The 23035-nt window shown below is 34.0% G+C and carries 19 protein-coding genes; 12 read left to right on the plus strand and 7 right to left on the minus strand.

The window, feature by feature from the left end; translation table 11 throughout:
- Positions 1–9 precede the first annotated feature (9 nt).
- Complete coding sequence (locus tag IPJ23_17850; GenBank protein ID MBK7632521.1) at positions 10–822, plus strand: TonB family protein; 813 nt, start codon at positions 10–12, stop codon at positions 820–822.
- On the opposite strand, the gene IPJ23_17855 is transcribed toward IPJ23_17850, so the two are convergent.
- Positions 815–1954 (minus strand): 4-phosphoerythronate dehydrogenase, encoded by a 1140-nt coding sequence (locus tag IPJ23_17855; GenBank protein MBK7632522.1) that lies wholly within the window; start codon positions 1952–1954, stop codon positions 815–817. The two genes, IPJ23_17850 and IPJ23_17855, sit on opposite strands and share 8 nt — an antisense overlap.
- A gap of 138 nt (positions 1955–2092) precedes the next feature.
- On the opposite strand from IPJ23_17855, the gene mgtE reads away from it, so the two are divergent.
- The 10 genes from mgtE to IPJ23_17905 all read left to right on the plus strand — a co-directional run bounded on the left by mgtE (position 2093) and on the right by IPJ23_17905 (position 13610).
- Positions 2093–3472, plus strand: coding sequence for a magnesium transporter (mgtE, locus tag IPJ23_17860; GenBank protein MBK7632523.1), 1380 nt, complete (start codon positions 2093–2095; stop codon positions 3470–3472).
- Positions 3473–3580: 108 nt separating this feature from the next.
- The gene (gene rfbA / locus IPJ23_17865) at positions 3581–4462 is read left to right on the plus strand and encodes a glucose-1-phosphate thymidylyltransferase RfbA (protein ID MBK7632524.1); all 882 of its coding nucleotides are present in this window, start codon (positions 3581–3583) and stop codon (positions 4460–4462) included.
- Between the two features lie 4 nt (positions 4463–4466).
- Positions 4467–5015, plus strand: coding sequence for a dTDP-4-dehydrorhamnose 3,5-epimerase (gene rfbC, locus IPJ23_17870; protein MBK7632525.1), 549 nt, complete (start codon positions 4467–4469; stop codon positions 5013–5015).
- A 23-nt stretch (positions 5016–5038) separates the two neighbouring features.
- Complete coding sequence (locus IPJ23_17875) at positions 5039–6205, plus strand: DegT/DnrJ/EryC1/StrS family aminotransferase (GenBank protein ID MBK7632526.1); 1167 nt, start codon at positions 5039–5041, stop codon at positions 6203–6205.
- Positions 6206–6213: 8 nt separating this feature from the next.
- Entirely contained in the window at positions 6214–7866 is a 1653-nt protein-coding gene (locus IPJ23_17880) for a hypothetical protein (GenBank protein ID MBK7632527.1), read from the plus strand.
- A 6-nt stretch (positions 7867–7872) separates the two neighbouring features.
- Positions 7873–8841, plus strand: coding sequence for a GDP-L-fucose synthase (locus IPJ23_17885; GenBank protein ID MBK7632528.1), 969 nt, complete (start codon positions 7873–7875; stop codon positions 8839–8841).
- The gene (gene gmd, locus IPJ23_17890; protein MBK7632529.1) at positions 8838–9965 is read left to right on the plus strand and encodes a GDP-mannose 4,6-dehydratase; all 1128 of its coding nucleotides are present in this window, start codon (positions 8838–8840) and stop codon (positions 9963–9965) included. The genes IPJ23_17885 and gmd overlap by 4 nt, the downstream gene beginning before the upstream one ends.
- A gap of 53 nt (positions 9966–10018) precedes the next feature.
- Positions 10019–11266 carry a peptidase T gene (gene pepT, locus IPJ23_17895; GenBank protein MBK7632530.1) on the plus strand — a complete coding sequence of 416 codons (1248 nt, stop codon included), beginning with the start codon at positions 10019–10021 and terminating at the stop codon, positions 11264–11266.
- 83 nt (positions 11267–11349) lie between these two features.
- Positions 11350–12597, plus strand: a complete 1248-nt coding sequence (locus tag IPJ23_17900) for a U32 family peptidase (protein ID MBK7632531.1) — start codon at positions 11350–11352, stop codon at positions 12595–12597.
- Positions 12598–12659: 62 nt separating this feature from the next.
- A complete protein-coding gene (locus IPJ23_17905; GenBank protein ID MBK7632532.1) occupies positions 12660–13610 on the plus strand; it encodes a calcium/sodium antiporter in 951 nt (316 codons plus the stop codon).
- A gap of 8 nt (positions 13611–13618) precedes the next feature.
- Here IPJ23_17905 and IPJ23_17910 read toward each other — a convergent pair whose 3' ends face one another.
- From IPJ23_17910 to IPJ23_17925, 4 genes are all read right to left on the minus strand, one after another.
- Positions 13619–13861 carry a signal peptidase II gene (locus IPJ23_17910; protein ID MBK7632533.1) on the minus strand — a complete coding sequence of 81 codons (243 nt, stop codon included), beginning with the start codon at positions 13859–13861 and terminating at the stop codon, positions 13619–13621.
- Positions 13862–13873: 12 nt separating this feature from the next.
- Positions 13874–14068, minus strand: coding sequence for a signal peptidase II (locus tag IPJ23_17915; protein ID MBK7632534.1), 195 nt, complete (start codon positions 14066–14068; stop codon positions 13874–13876).
- A 71-nt stretch (positions 14069–14139) separates the two neighbouring features.
- A complete protein-coding gene (locus tag IPJ23_17920) occupies positions 14140–14694 on the minus strand; it encodes an inorganic diphosphatase (protein MBK7632535.1) in 555 nt (184 codons plus the stop codon).
- A gap of 14 nt (positions 14695–14708) precedes the next feature.
- Positions 14709–16010, minus strand: a complete 1302-nt coding sequence (locus tag IPJ23_17925) for a sodium:proton antiporter (protein MBK7632536.1) — start codon at positions 16008–16010, stop codon at positions 14709–14711.
- A gap of 194 nt (positions 16011–16204) precedes the next feature.
- Between IPJ23_17925 and IPJ23_17930 the strand changes: the two genes are divergently transcribed.
- Positions 16205–17890, plus strand: a complete 1686-nt coding sequence (locus IPJ23_17930; GenBank protein MBK7632537.1) for a proline--tRNA ligase — start codon at positions 16205–16207, stop codon at positions 17888–17890.
- A gap of 82 nt (positions 17891–17972) precedes the next feature.
- Here the strand turns inward: IPJ23_17930 and IPJ23_17935 are convergent, their stop codons facing one another.
- Positions 17973–19958 carry an oligopeptide transporter, OPT family gene (locus IPJ23_17935; GenBank protein ID MBK7632538.1) on the minus strand — a complete coding sequence of 662 codons (1986 nt, stop codon included), beginning with the start codon at positions 19956–19958 and terminating at the stop codon, positions 17973–17975.
- Between the two features lie 14 nt (positions 19959–19972).
- The gene (locus tag IPJ23_17940) at positions 19973–22783 is read right to left on the minus strand and encodes a S8 family serine peptidase (GenBank protein ID MBK7632539.1); all 2811 of its coding nucleotides are present in this window, start codon (positions 22781–22783) and stop codon (positions 19973–19975) included.
- Positions 22784–23035 lie beyond the last annotated feature (252 nt).

The raw sequence follows: 23035 nt of genomic DNA on the forward strand, positions 1-23035 counted from the left end.
TGGTTTCAAATGAAGTTTATTTTTTCAATTCTGATTTTATTTTCGTTAAATACTTTTTCGCAGCTTGATACTGTAAAAACCTATTTCCCTAATGGAAATTTAGAAGCAGCGGTGGTTTATGAAAAAGATGTAAGACAAGGTGAAACTTTGTTATATTGGGGAAATGGAAATATTAAAGAAAAAAGAAATTATGTTAATGATAAAGTGTTTGGTACTGTTACAACTTATTATGAAAATGGAAAAATAAAAGAACTTTACAGTATTGAAGATGGAAGGCGTGATGGTCCAGCAACCTATTATGATTCATCTGGAAATGTTATTGAAGATGTGATGTTTGAAAATGGTTTGCGAAAGGGACAAGAGTTTTTATTAGTTGGTGAGTATCGCGAAGAAGATTATCAAAAACTATTGGCTGAATGGAAGGAACGGCAAGATCTAAAAAAGAATGCAAAAGATGATCTAAATCTTCCACCTGCTGAAGAAGATAGAACTAATTTGGAAGACGATCCGGCCTATTATTCTAATGTTGAAGTTATGCCGGAGCCAATTGGCGGAATGAATACGATATACAAAAAACTTGTTTATCCAAAAGAAGCGATTGAAAATAAGATTGAAGGTACAGTTAAAATTCAGGCTTTTATTGAAAAAAATGGTGAAGTTTCTTCATCTCAAGTTGTTGAAGGAATTGGTTATGGATGTGATGAGAACGCGAGACTTTCTGTTTATTACACCCGTTTTAAACCGGGGCTGCAAAAAGGGATTAGAATGAAAGTACAAATGGTAATTTCTATTGAGTTTAAACTAGATGAAAAATTTAAGTGATTATATTAAATCTTAACTTTTTAAGCACACTTGTGTTTTCTTCTTTTAAATTATCAAATCGAATGCTATAATTATTAAACTCTCTTCGAGTTGGGTAATTTTTTCTCTGTAAGTCAAATTCGAGGACTCTTTCAGCCCCATTCATTTTGGTCATTTTCCGTATTCGTAAATCATCTCCTTTAATATTGTAAATGCTGCTTAATAAAGAATTCAAACTGATTTCTATTTTTTCTGATGCATTTAAATGTTTTAAATAATCACTCGGATTTTCTAAATCAAAATGAAATGATTTTTCTAAACCTAAAACCCTACACAATGATTCATAAATAATTTTTGTACCATTAATTTTTCCCTCTAAAGAATAACCTGCAATATGTGGCGTTGCAATTAATGTTTGCTCTAAAAGTTCAGGACTTATATTTGGTTCATTTTCCCAAACATCTAAAACAACTTTTAATTTCTTCTTACTAATAACATCAAGCAAATCTTTATTGTTGATTACAGCACCACGCGAAGAGTTTATTAAAACAGTCTCACCTTTAACTCTGTTTAATAATCTTTTATCAAAAAGATGAAAGGTCTTATCAACGCCATTGAGATTTAAAGGTGTGTGCAGTGTAATTATATCGGCAGAAAGAATCTCATCCAAACTTACAAAACTTCGTTTGTCGCCATTTCGTTTTAACGGTGGATCGTTAAGTAAAACATTCATTCCAAGTGCTTTAGCAAAGCCTGCAACTTTACTTCCAACATTTCCAGCACCAACAACTCCTATCGATTTACCACTAAGTTTAAAATCAAATCTAACCGAAAGATTTAATAAAGCAGTTACAACATATTCTGCAACTGAAAAAGCATTACAACCTTTCGCATCTGCAAAAGCAATCTTCTTTTTTTTAAGATAGTCTAAATCAATGTGATCTGTTCCAATTGTAGCGGTTCCAACAAATTTAACTTTTGTATTTTTGAGCAATTCTTCATTTACTTTCGTAATTGAACGCACAATTAGAATATCCGCATTGCTTAAAACCTTGTTTGTAATATCACGCCCAGATAGAAGTGTTACATCTCCAAATTGGTTAAATGCTTTTTGCGCAAAGGTAATATTTTCATCAACAATTAATTGCAACATGATAGCATATCTAGATTGTAATAACTAAATTTTTGATTGTGATTTGAACATAATACAATTATTTTTTGCAAGCCAATGAATTAAAACAAAAACAAAAAATGTAAACAAGATTGTTGTTCCTAAAATAAGGATTTTCAGATGCTTAGTCGATTGTTACAACCAGAAATCAAGTCTCTTATTGAAGAGAGACAACTCGGTGTCTTAAAGGAAATTCTTACTGATTGGACTCCCGCCGATATTGCCGAACTTCTCATAGATCTTTCAGAAAAAGAACGTGTAATTATTTTCCGTCTACTTTCAAAAGAATTAGCTGCCGATACTTTTGAGTATATGGATTTTGATACTCAGATGGAACTCCTAAAATCAATGGGAAGGGAAGAAACGGCAGTTATTCTAAATGAAATGGATCCTGATGATCGTACTGCTTTATTTGAAGAACTGCCATCAACTGCTGCAAAACAATTAATTCAGTTACTTTCCCCGGACGAAAGAAAAACGGCTGTTACGCTATTAGGCTATCCGGAAAATTCTGTTGGAAGGTTAATGACCCCGGACTACATAGCCATTCAACCTTCATTTACAACGCAACAAACGCTGGATTACATTCGTGAGCATGGAAAAAACAAAGAAACACTAAACATTATTTATGTTGTTGATGATAAGGGTAAATTAATCGATGACGTTAGAATAAAAGATTTTCTTTTAGCACCATTAGATTCTACCGTTGCAGATCTGATGGACGAAAACTTTGTTGGATTGCATGTTTTTGATGATCAGGAAACTGCGGTTGAGGCATTTAAGAAATATGATAGAGTTGCTTTGCCAGTTGTCGATCGTGCGGGAATGCTAATTGGAATTGTAACGGTTGATGACGTATTTGATGTAGCTGAAGAAGAGACCACAGAAGATATTCAAAAGCAAGCTGCTATTGAGGTTTTAGAAGAACCATATGCTGAAATATCAATACGCCAAATGGTTAAAAAAAGAGCACCGTGGCTTTCTCTATTATTGTTGGGTGAATTTTTGACCGCTTTAGCAATGGGATTTTTTGAAGAGGAAATAGCAAAAGTTGCAGCACTCGCCATTTTTGTTCCATTAATAATTTCAAGCGGTGGAAATTCCGGTTCTCAAGCAGCTACACTTGTAGTGCGTGCAATGGCACTTGGTGAAATTACTCTAATTGACTGGTGGCACATTATGAAAAGAGAAATTTTTTCCGGATCAATGCTTGGGTTCATTTTAGGGTCAATTGGATTTATTCAGGTTGCTGTGCTTTCCAATTTTACACCTGCAATTGCGCCCCATTGGTTTTTAATAGGTTTAACAGTTGGCTTTTCTTTAATTGGAATTGTACTTTGGGGCACACTAACGGGTTCAATGCTTCCGTTTATTTTGAAAAGATTGGGTGCAGATCCTGCAACCTCATCAGCGCCTTTAGTTGCTACCGTTGTGGATGTGACCGGATTAATAATCTATTTTAGCGTAGCTCTTTTAGTTTTAGGCGGAACTCTACTCTAAATTGCTTTTTTAAGCAAAACTTGCATCATTTCTTGCCAAAATATCAGGATTGATTAGAGTATTATTTTTATATTTACATCATTATTAATAATTATAAAGCGTAATTAAGTGGATGCAAAAAAGAATACTAAAGGAATTATTTTGGCCGGCGGCTCGGGTTCAAGGCTTTACCCCATCACTAAAGTTTATAGCAAACAACTAGCTTTAATTTATGATAAACCATTAATCTATTACCCCCTTTCTATTTTAATGCTTGGCGGAATTAAAGATGTACTCATTATCTCCAACGAAGAAACCATTCCGATGTACAAACATTTGTTTAACCACGGAAGCACTATAGGGATGAATATTCAATATGCGGTTCAGCCTTCGCCTAATGGAATTGCGGAAGCATTTATTATCGGAGAAGAATTTATTGGCAATGATGATGTCTGTTTAGTTTTAGGTGATAACATTTTTTACGGTGATTTGACATTCTTTTATGAAGGTATTCAGAAAAACGTTGGTGCAACTATTTTTGGTTATCAAGTCAATGACCCAGAACGATATGGAATAGTAGAATTTAGTAAAGATGGAAGCGCGATTTCGATTGAAGAAAAGCCTAAAAATCCTAAATCACATTACGCTGTTCCCGGTCTTTATATTTTTAATAATGAAGTTATCAACATCTCCAAAAATCTTAAGCCATCTGTTCGCGGTGAGCTAGAGATTACCGATGTAAACAAAGAATATTTAAATCGTAAGCAGCTTAGAGTGGAAAAGATTGGACGCGGAATTGCATGGCTTGATACCGGAACACCTGAAGCTTTACTTCAGGCATCAAACTTTTTTGGAGTAATTGAAGACAGACAAGGGCTAAAAGTGGCTTGCATCGAAGAGATTGCTTATCACAAAGGATTTATTAATAAAGATCAATTTTTAGAGTTGGTTAACTCAATTCCTAAATCTTTATATCGTGATTATCTTGAAAAAATATTGAAAGAAGGATAACCATTTGGAAGTAATTAAAACCGAATTTGATGGTTTACTTATTATCAAACCAAAAGTTTTTGGTGATGAACGAGGCTATTTTTTTGAGAGTTTTAATGATGTCAATTATCAAAAAGCCGGAATAGATTTTTGTTTTGTGCAAGATAATATTTCTAAATCAAAAAAAAATACAGTTAGAGGCTTACATTACCAGATTGGTGAAAACGCACAGGGTAAATTGTGTAAGGTAGTTTATGGCAAAGTCTTAGATGTGGCTGTTGATATTCGTTTTGGTTCGCCAACATTTGGAAAATATTTTTCATCCGAACTATCCGAAGAAAATCATGCTCAGCTTTGGATTCCACCGGGATTTGCACACGGATTTTCCGTTCTATCCGATGAAGCAATTTTTTCTTATAAGTGCACAGCGCTTTATAGTAAAGAACATGAGCGAGCAATATTATTTAATGATCCGGATTTGAACATTGATTGGAAAGTAAAAAATCCAATTGTATCTGAAAAAGACTTGATTGCCCTAAATTTAAAAGACATCAAAAAAGATTTTACATATTAATTTTATATCAAAAAGGAAATAAAATGCGCGTACCGTTATTAGATCTTAAACCACAATATCAAGCATTAAAAAAAGAACTTGATGAAGCAGTAATTAAAGTTGCAGAATCTCAATATTTTATTCTTGGTCCTGAAGTTACAGCAATGGAAAAAGAATTTTGTGATTATCTTGGATGTAAACACGCATTAGGCGTTTCATCCGGTACAGATGCACTTTTATTAGCTTTGATGGCAATTGATATAAAGCCCGGTGATGAAGTTATTGTTCCAACCTATTCGTTCTTTGCAACTGCCGGAGTTGTATCTAGATTGAACGCTAAGCCTGTATTAATTGAAAATGATCCCATCACTTTTAATATGGATCCAGAAGATTTTGAAAAGAAAATCACTTCCAAAACCAAAGCCGTTGTTCCTGTTCATCTTTATGGCCAAAGTGCAGATTTAGATCAGATTATCAAAATTGCAAAAGCACACAACATAATTGTAATTGAAGATGCTGCACAAGCTATAGGAACACAATATAAGGATGGTCGTTTTGTTGGAACAATCGGAGATATTGGATGCTTTTCATTTTTTCCTAGTAAAAATCTTGGTTGCTATGGAGATGGTGGATTGGTGACAACAAACAACGATTCACTTGCAAAAACTCTTACCATAAAAAGAGTACACGGCGGCGAACCAAAATATTATCACAAAGTTATTGGTGGCAATTTTAGAATTGATGCTTTGCAAGCTGCAGTGCTTAGAGTTAAACTCCCGCATTTAGATAAATGGTCCGAGAAAAGAAGACACAACGCAAATCGTTATACAGAACTTTTTATTAAGGCAGGCTTAGCTGAGGAAACAGGAAAAATTAAATTTGATTCTAATAATAAAGTGCTTCTCCCAAAAGCTGTTTATGAAAAATCAGGAATAAAGAATTATCATATTTATAATCAATATATCGTTCGTGTTGATAAACGAGATGAGCTGAGAGAATTTTTAACTAAAAATGAAATTGGAACAGAAATATATTATCCAGTTCCTTTCCATTTGCAAGAATGCTTTAAAGAACTTGGGCACAAAAAAGGCGATTTCCCAATCTCAGAATTTTCTGCAGATAAATCGCTTGCGCTTCCAATCTATCCCGAGTTGCACGATGATCAATTATTTTATGTTGTTGAAACATTTAAAAAATTCTTTAATCAATAAGAGAAATGATGTTAAAAAAAATATTTCTGTTTTTGGCTCTAAACTATTTAGCCTTTGCACAGGTGGTTTACGAGCCATTGCACAGAGATGTTTATTCGTTTCTTGCAAGACTAAGTCAAAAATCCATAATTGTGTTTGATGATCAAATTAGACCCGTAAGCAGAAAATATATTGCAGAAAAACTTTTAGAAGTTTCTGAAAAATCCACCAAACTTACAGATTTAGAAATGGATGAACTAGAATTTTATCGTAAAGATTTTTTTTTCGAGTTTGATATCATAAACAACAACAAAATTGATTCAAGACAGCTAACTATTGCCGGGTACGATCCTGGTGAAAGATTAAGACTTTTTAGTTTTAGCGATAAACTTTTCAGGATTAATTTAAGTCCAATTTTAGGAATGAAAATCGGCTCACGTGATAATGAAAAATTAACTCACGTTTGGAACGGTGTTTACACTTATGGATATATTGACAAATATCTCGGTTTTAGTTTTGATTTTAGAGATAACACTGAATCAGGAAAAACATTAGATAAGTATAAAACATTTACACCGGTTACAGGAGTTGAAGGTCGGACTAACAGTAATATTCTTAACTATTCTGAAAACAAAACTGAGTACAGCGAAATAAATGCAGTACTTGCCACAGATTGGAACTGGGGTTCCTTTTCAGTTGGAAAAGGTTTTAATGAATGGGGTTATGGTGAAAGCGGATTACTAATTCTTTCTCAAAAGCCACCTTCTTATGGATTTATTAAACTAGATATCAAACCAGCCGATTGGCTTAGATTTAACTATATGCATGGTTGGCTTTCCTCAGATGTACCTGATTCTAATACATTTTTCTACAACACCGCTGGAACAATTAGTTTTTCATTTAAAGATAAATTTATTGCGGAGCATTCCATAATTGTAACACCTACTTCAGGATTAGATTTATCCGTGGGGGAATCGATTATTTATGATGATAAACTAGAATTTTTATACTTGATACCAATCATGTTCTTTCGTTTAGCAGATCATCAGCTTAGCAACCAAACAAATGCCGCTGGTGGAAATGCACAGTTCTTTTTTGCAGCCAGCTCTAAAGGCCATATAAAAAACACTCATTTATATGGAACATTGTTCATAGATGAGCTTACATTAAGTGGTTTATTCGATTCGTACAAACAAAGAAATCAACTTGGCTTTACACTTGGCGGTTCGGTTACGGATTTACCAATTGAAAATCTTACAACAACTATTGAATACACAAAAATTTATCCATTTGTTTATCATCACTATATTCAAACAAAAGATTATAGAAGTGATAATTATATTCTCGGTCACTGGATGGGGCATAATGCAGATCAGATATATGCATCATTAAATTACCGAGTAATGCGAGGATTACAAGCTAAAGTTTGGGGACAATACATTCGTAAAGGTGAAGATGGTAATGTACAACAGCAATATAATATTCAACCACAGCCACCATTTTTATTTGGATTAAGAAAAAATTATTCTTATCTGGGTGCTGAAGTAAAATATGAATATACTCACGAGTTGTTTGCCAAGTTAAGTTTTCAAACTACTAATTCTTCAATACAACAAGATGATTTAACTTTTGTTGATACAAGATTAAATGAATTTTATTTTTCTATTTATTATGGATTATAATTTTTAATGAATGATTTAAAAACTAAAAGAATATATCTCGCCGGTCATACTGGTATGGTTGGCTCTGCAATTTTAAGAGAACTTCAAAAAGAAGGATATAAAAATATTATCCATCAAGAACTTGCAGAACTTGATTTAAGAAATCAATCAGCAGTACAAAAATTCTTTTCTGATACAAGACCTGAGCTTGTAATTATAGCTGCTGCAAAAGTTGGAGGAATTCTTGCTAACAATACTTACCGCGCGGAATTTCTTTATGATAATTTAATGATTGAGGCAAATCTCATCCATACCGCATATTTGAATAAAGTTGAAAAAGTTGTTTTTCTTGGAAGCTCTTGCATTTACCCTAAACTTGCACCACAACCACTGAAAGAAGAATACCTGTTAACAGATGTTCTAGAGTTTACAAATGAACCCTATGCAATTGCCAAGATAGCCGGAATTAAAATGTGTGAAAGTTATTACAGACAATACGGCTGTAATTATATTTCTGCAATGCCGACTAATCTATATGGACCGAATGATAATTTTAATCTAGAAACATCGCATGTGCTTCCGGCATTGATTAGAAAATTTCACGAAGCAAAAGTTGAAGAAAAAGATTCTGTTACTATTTGGGGAACAGGAAAACCATTTCGTGAATTTATGTATGTCGAAGACCTTGCAAACGCAATCGTTTTTATGATGGAAAGCATTGAGGCTAAGGATTTGTATGAAAATGGAATTACACATTTAAATGTTGGATCAGGAAAAGATATAACAATTTCGGATTTAGCAAAAATGATTTCTGATATTGTTGAATATGAAGGTAAGATTGAATATGATTCCACTAAACCGGATGGAACCCCGCGGAAGCTAATGGATGTTAAAAGGCTAAATTCACTTGGCTGGAAATATAAAACCGAGCTAAAAGATGGGATCATAAAATCTTATGAATTCTTTAAGCAAAAATATTTTGAGGAAACAAAATGAAACGTGCACTTATTACAGGTATAACCGGACAAGACGGCAGCTACTTAACCGAAATACTTCTTGAAAAAGGCTATGAAGTTCATGGAATAATAAGAAGAAGCAGCTCCTTTAACACGGGAAGAATTGACCATCTCTATGAAAATAAAGAAATATTGAATAAAAAATTATTTCTTCATTATGGTGATCTTGTAGATACAAGCAACCTAAATCGTCTATTGGAAAAAATTCAACCTGATGAGATTTATAATCTTGCTGCACAAAGTCACGTAAAAGTGTCGTTTGAGGTTCCTGATTATACTGCACAGGTTGATGCTCTTGGAACGTTAAGATTTTTAGATGCAATCAGAGAAGTTGGATTAAGAAAAGTTAAATTTTATCAGGCGTCAACATCAGAACTTTTTGGTAAGGTACAAGAAGTTCCGCAAAATGAAAAAACACCCTTCTATCCACGCTCACCATATGGTGTCGCAAAACTTTATGGGTTTTGGATAATTGTAAACTATCGCGAAGCTTATGATCTTTTTGCATGTAATGGAATTTTATTTAACCACGAATCACCAAAACGCGGCGAAACATTTGTAACAAGAAAAATAACGCGAGCAGCAAGCCGTATTGCAGCAGGGTTACAATCTAATCTTTCACTTGGAAATCTTGAAGCTAAGCGTGATTGGGGTTACGCACCGGAATATTGCGAAGGGATGTGGAGAATACTTCAATACAAAAAAGCAGAAGATTTTGTTTTAGCAACTGGCCAAACAAATACTGTAAAAGAATTTGTTGAATTATCCTTCAAACATCTTGGTGTTGATCTTGAATGGAAAGGTAAAGGCATAAATGAAAAAGGAGTTGTCAGTAAGATAGATTTTGAAAAAGCTAAATCACTAATAAACCATAATAAGAATTCTGAATTGTATAAATTTGATTTTGCAACTAATCTTAAAAAGGGTAATATAGTAGTAACAGTCGATCCAAATTACTATCGCCCAACAGAAGTTGAGTTACTAATTGGTGATCCAGCAAAGGCAAAAAAACTTCTTGGCTGGAAAGCTAAAACAAAGTTTGAAGATCTTGTTAAGATTATGATTAAATCTGATATGGATAAAGTTTTAAGAAGAGGATATTAAATATAGTTGTAAATAGATTTTAAATATTTCTTTAATAAAAGTTAGAGGTTATTATGTTCGATCCCAAATATCAATTTACTTGTGTTGATAGATTTTTAAAGTACGTTAAATACGACACTCAATCAGATGAAGAATCAACTTCATTTCCAAGTTCAGAAAAACAAAAAGTTCTTTCAAAAGATCTTGCAGAAGAGTTAAAATCAATAGGATTAAAAGATGCTCACATGGATGATTGGGGATATGTAATGGCGACGCTTCCGTCAAACACTACAAAAAAGGTTGATCCCATTGCCTTTATTGCACACGTTGATACATCTCCTGCGGTAAGTGGAAAAGATGTTAAACCAATGATTAGAAAAAATTATCAAGGCGGAGATATAAAACTTGAAACCGGCGGCTGGGTAATTTCTGTGGGCGATAATCCGGATTTAAAGAATATGATCGGATTTGATATCATAACTACCGATGGTTCTACTTTACTTGGTGCGGATAATAAAGCCGGTGTTGCAGAAATAGTAGATGCAGTTAATTACTTTTTAACTCATCCAGAAGTTAAACATGGAGATATTAAAGTTTGTTTTACGCCTGATGAAGAAGTTGGAAGAGGAACGGAAAAAATTGATTTGAAAAAACTCGGGGCAAAGTATGCTTACACTATTGATGGCTCAAGCAGAGGGGAACTTGAAACAGAAACATTTTCAGCAGACGCTGTTGTAATAAAATTCTTTGGTAAAAACATTCACCCCGGTTATGCAAAAAACATAATGATAAATTCTGTTAAAATCGCTTCGCATTTTATTGAGAGTTTACCTAATGATGGATTATCGCCAGAAACGACTGATGGACGTGAAGGTTATGTTCATTGTGGTTCGTTTAATGGAAACGAAGAATTAACAATTCTAAAATTTATAATTCGTGATTTCATAACTGCCAAATTGAAAGACTATGAAGAAATATTAAAAAAATTAGCAGAAGAAACTGTTGCAAAATTTCCCGGTTCAAAAATGGAATTTCAAGTAATTGAACAGTACAGAAATATGAAAGAAGTTTTGGATAAACACCCACACGTAAATCAGTATGCAATGGAAGCGATGGAAAGATTAGGAATAAAACCGATCATGCATCCAATTCGTGGGGGAACGGACGGTTCACGTTTATCTTTTATGGGATTGCCAACTCCAAATATTTTTGCCGGCGAGCATAGTTTTCATTCACAACTTGAATGGGTTGCTATTCAAGATATGGAAATGGCTGTTAAGACAATTATTGAAGTTGCCAAAGTCTGGGAAGAGAAAGCATAGCTAAAATATTTGTATTGAACACAGATTAAACTGATTAAATTCAATCAGTTTAATCTGTGTTTTTTTATTAAGTAAATTTTTATATGAATAACATTTTACACAAACCAGAACTAATGGCTCCTGCAGGGGATTGGACAATGCTGCGTGCTGCCGTTAGCAATGGAGCTGATGCAGTTTATTTTGGGTTAGATAAACTGAACATGCGAGCAAAAGCCGCAAACTTTACCGTTGAAGAATTGCCTAGTATTATTTCATTCTGTGCAGAATACAACGTAAAAACTTATCTTACAATTAATACAATTGTTTTTGAAGAAGAGTTATCTGATCTTGAAGAAATAATTATTGCAGCTAAAAAAAATGATGTTGATAGAATTATTTGCTCCGATCTTGCAGTAGCAGATTTATGTTATAAACATCAGATCCCTTTTTGTATTTCCACACAAAGTTCTATTTCAAATTCACTTGCCGCAGATGTTTACAAAAGAATGGGTGCCGTTAGAATTGTGCTTGCGCGAGAATGTTCTATCGATGAAATAAAAAAAATCAGAGCAAAAACTGATTTAGAAATTGAAGCTTTCATTCACGGTGCAATGTGTATCGCTGTTAGTGGAAGATGTTTTATGAGCCATCATTTGTTTGGTAAAAGTGCAAATCGAGGTGAATGTGTGCAACCATGCAGAAGAGAATACGAGGTTTATGATCCTTCGATCAATAAGTCATTAATCGTTGGGGAAGATTATATTATGTCTCCCAAAGATCTTTGTACAATTGAATTTATTGATCAGCTAATTGAAGCTGGAATTGATTCATTTAAAATTGAAGGAAGAAAGCGTGCACCGGAATATGTTGCAAAAGTTGTTTCAGTTTATCGACAGGCAATTGATCTTTACTTTGCACAAAGGGATGGAAAGCAAGAAAATCTTTTAACCGAGGATAAGAAAAAAGAATTATTAGAAGAACTTGAAAAAGTATACAACCGTGGATTTTCATCAGGTTTTTATTTTGATACTCCATCTTCTGAAGAATACGCAGGTGTTCACGGCAGCAGAGCGACTACACGAAAAGTTTACGTTGGAAAAGTCTTAAATTACTTTAAAGATATTGAAATAGCCCACATCATTTTGGAAACCGGCGAGTTAAATTCCAGCGATAACATTTTAATTATCGGTGAAACAACAGGTGTTATCGAAATTAAAATTGAAATGATGAATGTAAATGACAAAATGAGTGCAACAGCAAAAAAGGGAGACGAAATTACATTAAAAATTCTCACACTTGTTAGAAGAAATGATAAAGTTTATTTGATTAAATCGATTGATATATCAAATTGAACTTTTGAATTCAAATCTAAGTTTTATTGGATACTTACAAACTTTCAATTTTATAATCTTTTATGAGCCCATTTGAAATAATATTGTATTTAATTGGAGGATTGATTTTGCTTTTTATTGGAGCAGAAGGATTGATCCGAGGTAGTTCTAATCTTGCAATTAAGATTGGAATTACTCCACTTGTTGTTGGACTAACTATTGTTGCTTTAGGAACCAGCGCACCCGAACTTGTCGTAAGTTTAAAAGCAGCATTAATGGGCAATAGTTCTATCTCACTAGGTAATGTTGTAGGTTCTAACATTGCGAATATCACTTTGATTCTTGGAGTAGCGGCCTTGGTGAGACCTATTAAAATTAATGCAGTCATTATAAAAAGAGAAATTCCAATTCTCCTGTTTATTAGCATTTTGTTTTTATTGTTTTTGTGGGATGGGCAGCTAGGCTTTATTGATGGATTAATTTTTATAGTTGGATTGATTTTATATTCTGCTACGAATGTTGTCTTATCTCGCAAAGAAAAAAATATACTTGTAAAAAAAGAATTTGAAAAGGGGTTAGCCAGTAAACTGGGAATTCCAATCTCACTAACGCTAATGATTGGTGGATTAGCTCTTTTAATTCTTGGCGCAAATCTATTTGTACAAAGTGCGGTAGCAATTGCGAAGCTGTTTAATGTTAGTGATGCCATTATTGGGCTCACTATTGTTGCAGTCGGTACAAGTCTTCCGGAATTGGCAACTTCAATCGTAGCATCGTACAAGAATCAATCTGATCTTATACTTGGTAATGTTATAGGTTCTAATATTATGAACATACTTGGAATTTTGGGAATCACAGCATTAATAATTCCAATAAGTTCAGTAGGAATTACTAATGTGGATTTGGGAGTGATGTTATTTACAGCAATTATTTTATTGCCATTAGTAAAAAGAGGATTTATAATTAACAGAGTGGAAGGTGCTTTTTTATTGTTTGGCTATGCATCGTATATGTATTATTTGCTGCCAAAGTAAAACAGAAATCAATTTGTAACATTTATTTTTTCTCTCTTAAACATTGCCATCAAAAGAAAGATAAAACCAAACGTAACATAGAAATCCGCAATATTAAAAATCCCGCTTTCTATTAAAGGTAATCTTAACCTGATAAAATCAATTACAGTTCCGTTGTTAAAAATTCTATCAATTAAATTTCCAACACCGCCACTAATTATAAATATTAAACCAAATTGTTTTAAAAAATATTGTTCTTTATGTCTAATCACATAAATAAAAATTCAGACTAAAAATAAAGACACAACTAAAATGAAAATTGTAAATTTTAAAGACTGTGACAAATCGCTACCAAGACTTAACATTCCGCCATCATTTTCGGCATATTGAAGATTGATAATGCCTGCAATTTCCGTATTGGCTTTATTCCTTAATTCTGTGTGTGCAATTTTTTTTGTTGCTTGATCACATCCAACCAAAACAAAATTAATGCAAAAATTAAAAGTAATCGTGAAAAATATTTACTAATAAATTTCATATACAAATGATATTAGCCTAACAAGCTGTCTTTATTCTTTTGATAAAGTTCAACCGCTTCAGTAACAATTTTATAAGCATCTTCCCTGCCAAGAAACTGCTCAACAATAACTTGTTTGTGCTCTAACTTTTTGTAATCTTCAAAAAATCTCCTTAATTCCACAATGGTATGCGGTGGAAGTTCTGAAATATCATTGATATAATTTACAGCCATATCATTGTTTGCAACTGCCACTATTTTATCATCCTGCTCATCGTCATCAATCATATGCATAACACCAATTACTTTTGCTTCAATTAAGCAAAGTGGATCAACATCAATTGAACAAATAATAAGTATATCAAGCGGATCTTTATCATCACAATAAGTTTGAGGAATAAATCCATAATTTGCCGGATAGTGGACAGATGAATAAAGTACACGATCTAATCTTAATAATCCGCTTTCTTTATCAAGCTCATACTTTCCTTTAGATCCTTTTGGAATTTCTATAATTCCATTTACTGTGTTGGGTATATCTTTACCAGGACTAACATTGTGCCACGGATGAAATGGTTTTGAATACATTTGTTATTTCTGTTTTAAATAAATAATAGTTCCATTAAAATAAACAGTGGTAATAGAACGATAATTGAAAACTTAATCATGTAACTAAAGAAATCAGGCATCTTAATATTATTTTCTTCAGCAACAGCTTTAACCATAAAGTTAGGTCCGTTGCCAATATACGTCATCGCACCAAAAAATACAGCAGCTGTTGAGATAGCCTTAAGCAACTCTTCAGGAATCCCAGCAACAAGAGTTCCCGTTGTGATGCCAAGCCCCATTGCAAGAGAATGAAATGTTACAGCGGTCGGAGTGTTATCGAGAAAACTACTAAGCAAACCAGTATAATAGTAAAACTGACTGACTGACTGAACCCCCAAGTGTTTTGCATTCACTTCAAGATATAACAATGCTGGAACCATCGTAATAAAAATTCCTAAAAATAAATATGCTACTTCTTCAATTGGGTGCCATGTAAAATTGTTTGATGTTCTTAAGAGTCTTGGAGTAAACTGCATAGATAAATAGGCCATTAAAACAATTACTGCCTCCCTAATAAATTTGAAGTAAGGATTGATACTTATAAAGTTAAGGTATTGTTCATTTATAAATGCGACTGCTAAAACAACACCAATTAAGAAAATAAAATTTCTTTTACCTTCAATCTTAATTGGGCGAATGTTAGTCTCATCACGTATTATTGCCGAAGCTGGTTCTTTTTTGTGATAATAAGTGTCAACAAGAAAATAAATAATTAATAATGCAGCATTTGTGACCAACCATTCAGGTAAAAGATGAAAAAACCACGTAAATGGCGCACCACGCAAATACATCATAAATAATGGGGGGTCACCAAGTGGAGTTAAAAGTCCGCCGCAGTTTGCTACAATTGCAATAAAAAATAAAATGGTGTGCACTTTCAATGTTCGTTCTTTATTTGTTTGAATGATCGGACGAATTAAAAGCATTGCTGCTCCAGTGGTTCCCATTAAAGAAGCAAGCACAGCACCAATGCCCATAAACAGGGTGTTGATTTTGGGCTTTGCTTCAATATCACCCGTTAGCAAAATGCCACCGGTAATCGTAAACAAAGCCCCAAGTAAAATTAGAAACGGCACATAATCAAAAAGCATAGTTTCAATTAATCTATGTAAAAAATTATTTGTAATTAAATAAATGATAACCGGAATGCTTAATGCTATTGCAACATAAAGTTTGTTTTTATTCTTTTCCCAAAAATGATTCCAAAACAATGGAAAGATTGCTATTGATAAAAGCATCAAAACAAAAGGGACTAAGCTCAAAAGGGGTATTTCAATATTAGCAAAATGTTCCATAAATAGCTTTCAATTTTACAAATTTGATAAAAAAATCAGTGCGAACATAAGGAAATTAAAAACATTTTTGAATGCAAATAATAAAGTTTTCTTACCTTAAATCAAATTATACCAACTTTGATAAACCTCCTCAAATCAGTATTTTTCTTACCGAAATTTCACATCAAACCAAAAATTATTTAGAAAAGCTATTTATGAGATTAAGTAAATATTTTGTTCCAACACTAAAAGAAGTTCCAAACGATGCAGTGGTTATTAGCCATATTTTAATGCTAAGAACCGGAATGGTACGAATGCTTTCGGCAGGAATTTATTCTTTTCTTCCTCTAGGATACAGAGTTGTAAAAAAAGTAAGTGAAATTATCCGTGAAGAAATGGATGCAATTAGTGGACAAGAATTTCATCTTCCTGCACTTAATCCTAAAGAAATTTGGGAAGAAACCGGAAGAGTGGAAGCTTTTGGTGATACATTGTTTCATCTAAAAAATCGCGAGTATGTGCTTGCACCAACTCACGAAGAGATTATGACTTATCACGCACGCAATGTCGTTAAATCTTATAAAGATATGCCTCAGATTTGGTATCAGATACAAACAAAATTTAGAAATGAATCGAGACCAAGAAGCGGTGTTATACGTGGAAGACAATTTTTGATGAAAGACGCTTATAGTTTTGATACAAGCTGGGAAAACTTAGACAAATCTTATCAGCTGCATGATACAGCATACAGAAAAATATTTGATCGCTGCGGATTAAAATATTTTGTTGTCGGTGCATCAAGCGGCGCAATGGGTGGGACAGGTTCGGAAGAATTTATGGTTAAATCCGCGGCCGGCGAAGATACGGTTGCTTACTGTGAATCCTGCGGTTACGCTGCAAACGTTGAAGTTGCTGAATCCAGAATTGATGTGGTTGAAAGAGAAGCTGAGAGTAAAATTATTTATGAAATCTCAACACCACATGTTCATTCGATTGATGAACTGTGTGAGTTCCTGAAAATTAATGAAACACAATGTGCAAAATCAAGAATTTATATTCACGACGAAAAACCTGTTCTAATTTTAATGCTTGGTAATGATGAAGTAAACGAAATTAAATTAGAAAAAGTTCTTGGCGGGAATGTTCGTCCTGCACATCCTGAAGAGTTAAAAGATATTTCAGGGGCAGATGCCGGTTCAATTGGTCCTGTTGGTTTTAAAGGAAGAATAATTGCAGATAATCGTTTGAAAGATTCCAACAATGTGTTCAGTGGCGCTAATAAAAATGATTATCACATTGGCGGAATAGATTTTAAACGTGACATTCCAACTGTTGAGTTTGCAGATTTTAGAATTGTAAAATCTGGTGAAGGCTGTCCAAAATGTAGAAAACGATTAGAAGTTTTTGCTGCAATTGAACTCGGACATATATTTAAACTTGGTACGAAATACTCAGAAGCAATGGGCGCAAAATTTCTTGATGAAAACGGAAAAGAAAATCCAATAATTATGGGCAGTTATGGAATAGGCGTTGAGCGTGTTATAGCTTGCTATATTGAACAAAATCACGATGCAGGTGGAATAATCTGGGATAAAACTCTTGCACCATTCCAAGTTCACTTAATCGGATTGAATTTAAAGAAGCAGGAAATTATTGATACTTGCGAAAAAATCTACAATGATTTAACCAAGCAAGGAATCGAAGTTCTGTTTGATAATCGCGATGTTACTGCAGGATTTAAATTTAACGATGCGGATTTACTCGGAATGCCAATTCAAGTTGTAATCGGTGAGAAGAAACTAAAGGAAAACAAGTGCGAAGTTAAAGTTAGAAAAACTGGTGAGCGATTTGATGTTGAGATTAGTGGATTGATGAAGAAGGTTAAGGAGTTGTTGGGATAGAGTAATTTTTTCTTCATGTTAAAAGAATGCCATATCATTTGATATGGCATTTTTATTTGGTCAATTTCAGAAACTTTTAGCTTTATTCTGCCTCTGGTTTTCCTCTCAGGGAATCCCAAATCATATAACCACAAAGTGCGGCAAACATTATAATTCCTAATAATTCCGCAGAATGTGATTCAGCCCATTCTGGATTAACCCAGTTAAATCCTTGCCATCTTAAAATTGCACTTATAACTCCCATCAAAGCACCACCGGCTATAAATCCGGAAGCGATTAATGTTCCGCGTTCTCTTCGTGCAGTATTTATTTTTTCATCTTTGCTACGGGTTGATACAAAGTGTGCAATCAATCCGCCGATAAGCAATGGAGTATTTAATTCAAGTGGAATGTACATTCCAAGCGCGAATGCGAGTGCAGGAACTTTTATCATTGTAAGCACTAATGCTAAAATCGCTCCAACAATATAAAGTATCCATGGTGCTGGCTGCTGATCCATCAGTGGTTGAATAACGGCTGCCATCGCATTTGCTTGCGGTGCAACTAATGATCCTTCGCCAACAAATCCGTAAGTTTCATTTAATATCATAATTACAAATCCAACCGTAAGTGACGAAACAAGAACGCCTAAGAATTTCCATTGTTCCTGTTTGCGTGGAGTAGAACCCAGCCAGTAACCAATTTTTAAATCGGTTATAAATCCACCAGCCATTGAAAGTGCTGTACAAACAACACCACCGATTATTAGTGCGGCAATCATTCCTGATTCGCCTTTTAATCCAACAGAAGTAAGCACGATTGAAGAAAGAATTAATGTCATCAATGTCATTCCGCTTACAGGATTCGTTCCCACAATAGCAATTGCGTTTGCTGCAACAGTAGTAAATAAAAATGAAATAATAAGTACGATTAGTAATCCTGCAAAAGCCCAACCAAGATTATGAACAACGCCCATTTGGAAAAAGACAAAAAGTAAAATTGCAGTAATTACAAGTCCACCAACAATTATCTTCATCGAAAGATCAATTTGAGTTCTTATTGCTGTATTTTCCGCTGATTTTTTTTCAAAAATTTCTTTAACCGCAAGAGCAAGCGCATCTCTTATTATTTTTGAAGAACGAATTATTCCAATAATTCCTGCCATCGCAATTCCACCAATGCCGACGTGGCGAACGTATTGTCTAAATATTTCTTCTGCACTCATTAGAGAAATAATTTTTGAGGCACCAGTTCCAAATGGTTCAGTTAACCCAGCACCGATATAAGAGATTACCGGGACAAGGAGATACCACGAAACGAAAGATCCTGCAGCAATGATAGCTGCATACTTTAATCCAACAATATAACCCAGGCCCATAACAGCGGCGCCAACATTTAAGCGAAAAACAAGTTTAAATTTATCAGCAAGCATTTCGCCAACACCAACAACTCGAGTTGTAAAAGTTTCGCTCCACCATCCAAACGTTGCAATTATAAAATCATAAAATCCGCCTATCAATCCGCTAACAACTAAAACCATTGCTTGCTTGCCGCCTTTTTCCCCGGCAACTAAAATTTCGGTTGTTGCCGTTGCTTCAGGAAAGGGAAATTTTCCGTGCATTTCGGCTACAAAATATTTTCTAAACGGAATGATGAATAACATTCCCAACACGCCGCCAAATGCAGATGCTAAAAAGATTTGATAGAATTCTGCTTGCAGATTTAAAATGTACAAGGCAGGAATTGTAAAAATCGCACCGGCTACTATCAGTCCGGAGTTTTGCCCGATGGACTGAATAATCACATTTTGTCCGAGTGCACTTTTTTTCTTCAGCAATGTTGAAACCCCAACCGCAATAATTGCAATTGGAATAGCAGCTTCAAACACCTGTCCGATTTTTAAACCAAGATAAGCTGCTGCTGCTGAAAACAAAACTGCCATTAACAATCCCATTGTTACAGAGTAAACCGTAATTTCCTGCGGATTAGAATTTGCAGGCATCAGTGGTTTATATTCTTCGCCGGGTTTTAGCTCTGTGTAAGCATTATCTGGTAGCCCTTCAATTTTTCCGCTGTGATGTTCGCTCATATTACTTTCCTTTATTAGAATTTAAAATTAATTGGGAGTTCATACTCTGTTTTACTAGTTGATGGAGATTTAAAATATACTTTTCCATAGCCGACTGCATCTACAGGGATTTTTGATATTGGCTGTGAAAAATTAAAATCTAAATATTTAATATTATTTGGATATAATGTTAATGAAGTTCTACCACTAAATTTTACATCAACTGAAACTGGAGACGAGGAATATGTAATTTCTTTAATATCAACGTTAGCAGATAATCCTTTACTTACGAAGGCCGGGATAATCTCTAATATATATTTTATGCTGTCTTTATCCGCCGGCATATTAACACTAAGATTATCTGTTCTGTATGATAAACCACCTTTTTTTATTGCTTTGCCTTTGTCATCTAAAATTTGGAATGCAAAGTCAGTAGTCTTAATAAAATCTTCTTTGCTCAAAGTAAAATTAAATTCTTTTGAACCTTCGCCTTTATAAATTGTAAAAGGCATTTTGTAGGTATCACTTCCATCAACCGTTAAATTGTAATTGCGTTGATATCCAAGCAATTCTGAACTTATATTATATGTTTGAGACTCATTAAAGTAATTAGCTAATTCAATTCGTTCATCGTTTAGTGAGACTTCTTTGGCATCAACAGTTTGAATTGATAAAAACTCAACTGCAAGATTGTATGTTGAAGGATCAGTTGCTAAGAAAAATCCATCAACATCAATTTCGTAAATTCCAGGCTCTAAATCATAATAGTAGTTTTCCACTTTTTCATCTTTATTAACTGAGTAAAGCACACCTGAACTTTCGATTTGCACCCCATCATTATTACTTAAAAAGTAGCGGCAGCGAGCGTATTTATTTGATGAAGCATCTCTGCTTAATGTAACTTTCATACTGTTCTGCCCCGCAGGAATTTTAATAAAATACCGGTCAATCATTCCCTGGTTTACAACTTTATCTTTCCAAATAATTTTATAATTATTGGATGAATTGATTTCATAAGGAACAACAAGTGTGGCAAGCATATCAAACTCTGGGATTTTACTAGCATCATCGCGATAAGCTGTAATTGTAGTGGTGTAAAGCCCTGGTTCTTTAACTTTTGATTTATCAACTTTAACATTAACAACTGCCGGCTGATCATTTCTTATATAGGTTTTCTTCTGAACGAGCGTAAGCCAATCAGCATCACATTTTAGATTGTAAACTCTATAAAACTTATTTGATTTAATTGAATTATCTCTTTTAACAACATAAGAAAATATTTCATCGCCGGTTAAATAAGATCCATCACGGAGATATAAATTTCTTGATCTGTTATCAGGCTGATTTGGTGCGAATGATGAAACTGTGTAAGTTTCAAATTTTGAAATTTCATTACTCTTTAAATACTTTTTAAGAATTTCATAAGAGTTTAAAACATTAATATATCCCCCACCTTGATCAATTGGAGTGTATTCGTTTCGTTTAACAGCACCTTCGCGGATAATTTTGAAAAGAAGCTGAGAAGGAATTTTCACACCCGGAAATTCTTTTTCAGCAGCACTTAACAATAAAGCCATTACTCCCGAAGTATATGGACAAGCCATACTGGTTCCCCAAAACTTATCGCCGACAGAAAAATTTGGAACGGTTGATGTTGCAGCGCCGGGAGAGATTACATCAGGTTTGCTTACTTCTCCGCCTCGTGAACTAAAATGTAGAAGCATATTATATGGAAGAATGTTTCCATAATTATCACGCGCAATTTCTTGTGTTAAAACTGCTCCTGATGAAAACACATAACTGCTTGATGAAGGTAAGCCGGCAGATGAAATTCCCGGTCCATTATTACCATTGCTTGTGCTAACATACAAGTATGGGTTTTTAGTTAACAAATCTGCAAGAAATTTTTCCATTTCAGATTTTGCTTCAATCTCACTACCAACACCAAAACTCATACTTACGATGCAAGGAACTTTCATTTCTTTAGAAATTTTATCTGCGTACAAGTATGCATTTTTCATAGATTCGGTTACTGTTGCACCGCCAGGATAATTATTATTACCAAGCTTTAACCCTATAACTTTTGCTCCAGGGGCAACTCCATTTATACCAGCATCGCCGATGTTGAATCCTGCTGCAATACCTGCGCAATGTGTTCCGTGTGAACCATCATCAAAATAAAGCGAGATTCTTTTTTCCTCGGAAAAGATATTTAACGCAAGCGTAATTGGTGTTAAACCTTTTTGATTTTCAATTGTAAATGAATCATAATTTTCTTTGTAATTGCGGAATGGTTTCTCGTCGGATAAATCATTGTTTCCGTTTGTATCAAAATAAACAACCCAATAACCTTCAGTTGTTTTATACGTAACCATAAAATATTTATCATCTTTAACACCATTGCCATTTAAATCCTGCGCACCGGAACCTGAATTCATCAAATGGGTTTCATTTAGAACACTCATCCAATAATTATCATCTGCACTTTTTATCATTTTATTTTTATCAGCAAAAACAGAATAGCCCTTTTCCTCATTTTCAAAAGCATCCTTACCATCTTTACTTGTTAGATCAGCTTCAACAAGAGGCATATCTCCTTGTCCGGTAAAATCCTGTGCGTCAATTACTTTTACGTCACCCGTAGATGTTTTTGTAAGTCCGTCTATTCCCATATCAACTCCGGTATCAAGTACGAGAATAATTGTTCCTCTTCCATCAAACTCCGGATGAAGTTTGATAAATTCTTCAACTCCGGTGTCCTTTAGAGATAAAAATGTTTGGTCATTAACTTGTGCAAAAACTGAAATGGTTAGTGATAAAAAAAATGAAAAAAATCGGATTTTCATAACGATTCAACCTGTTTAATTTTGTATTGGATAATTTAATTTTTCTGTGGTGAGAAAATTTGAAATGAAGTAAAATGTATGCTGCTTCATAAGCCTAAATTTAATTATAAAATTTATGCTTAAATTTAAGCACAAATAACGAAAGTTTTCAAACAAAATATGAGATGTTTTTGTTTTGTCATTTCGATCCCGATTCATCGGGAGAGAAATCTGATTTATACTACATAAGATTTCTCAGTCGCTTGCCCCTTC

The organism is Ignavibacteriales bacterium, assembly GCA_016709765.1.
In the GTDB taxonomy this organism is placed as follows: Bacteria; Bacteroidota; Ignavibacteria; order Ignavibacteriales; family Ignavibacteriaceae; genus IGN3.

Bases quoted from the DNA above. Each gene is read 5' to 3' on its own strand.
- IPJ23_17850 (MBK7632521.1), top strand. From the start codon at position 10: ATGAAGTTTATTTTTTCAATTCTGATTTTATTTTCGTTAAATACTTTT.
- IPJ23_17900 (MBK7632531.1), top strand. From the start codon at position 11,350: ATGAATAACATTTTACACAAACCAGAACTAATGGCTCCTGCAGGGGAT.
- gmd (MBK7632529.1), top strand. From the start codon at position 8,838: ATGAAACGTGCACTTATTACAGGTATAACCGGACAAGACGGCAGCTAC.
- IPJ23_17925 (MBK7632536.1), bottom strand. From the start codon at position 16,010: ATGGAACATTTTGCTAATATTGAAATACCCCTTTTGAGCTTAGTCCCT.
- IPJ23_17930 (MBK7632537.1), top strand. From the start codon at position 16,205: ATGAGATTAAGTAAATATTTTGTTCCAACACTAAAAGAAGTTCCAAAC.
- IPJ23_17935 (MBK7632538.1), bottom strand. From the start codon at position 19,958: ATGAGCGAACATCACAGCGGAAAAATTGAAGGGCTACCAGATAATGCT.
- pepT (MBK7632530.1), top strand. From the start codon at position 10,019: ATGTTCGATCCCAAATATCAATTTACTTGTGTTGATAGATTTTTAAAG.
- IPJ23_17855 (MBK7632522.1), bottom strand. From the start codon at position 1,954: ATGTTGCAATTAATTGTTGATGAAAATATTACCTTTGCGCAAAAAGCA.
- IPJ23_17880 (MBK7632527.1), top strand. From the start codon at position 6,214: ATGTTAAAAAAAATATTTCTGTTTTTGGCTCTAAACTATTTAGCCTTT.
- IPJ23_17920 (MBK7632535.1), bottom strand. From the start codon at position 14,694: ATGTATTCAAAACCATTTCATCCGTGGCACAATGTTAGTCCTGGTAAA.
- IPJ23_17875 (MBK7632526.1), top strand. From the start codon at position 5,039: ATGCGCGTACCGTTATTAGATCTTAAACCACAATATCAAGCATTAAAA.
- IPJ23_17940 (MBK7632539.1), bottom strand. From the start codon at position 22,783: ATGAAAATCCGATTTTTTTCATTTTTTTTATCACTAACCATTTCAGTT.
- mgtE (MBK7632523.1), top strand. From the start codon at position 2,093: ATGCTTAGTCGATTGTTACAACCAGAAATCAAGTCTCTTATTGAAGAG.
- IPJ23_17885 (MBK7632528.1), top strand. From the start codon at position 7,873: ATGAATGATTTAAAAACTAAAAGAATATATCTCGCCGGTCATACTGGT.
- IPJ23_17905 (MBK7632532.1), top strand. From the start codon at position 12,660: ATGAGCCCATTTGAAATAATATTGTATTTAATTGGAGGATTGATTTTG.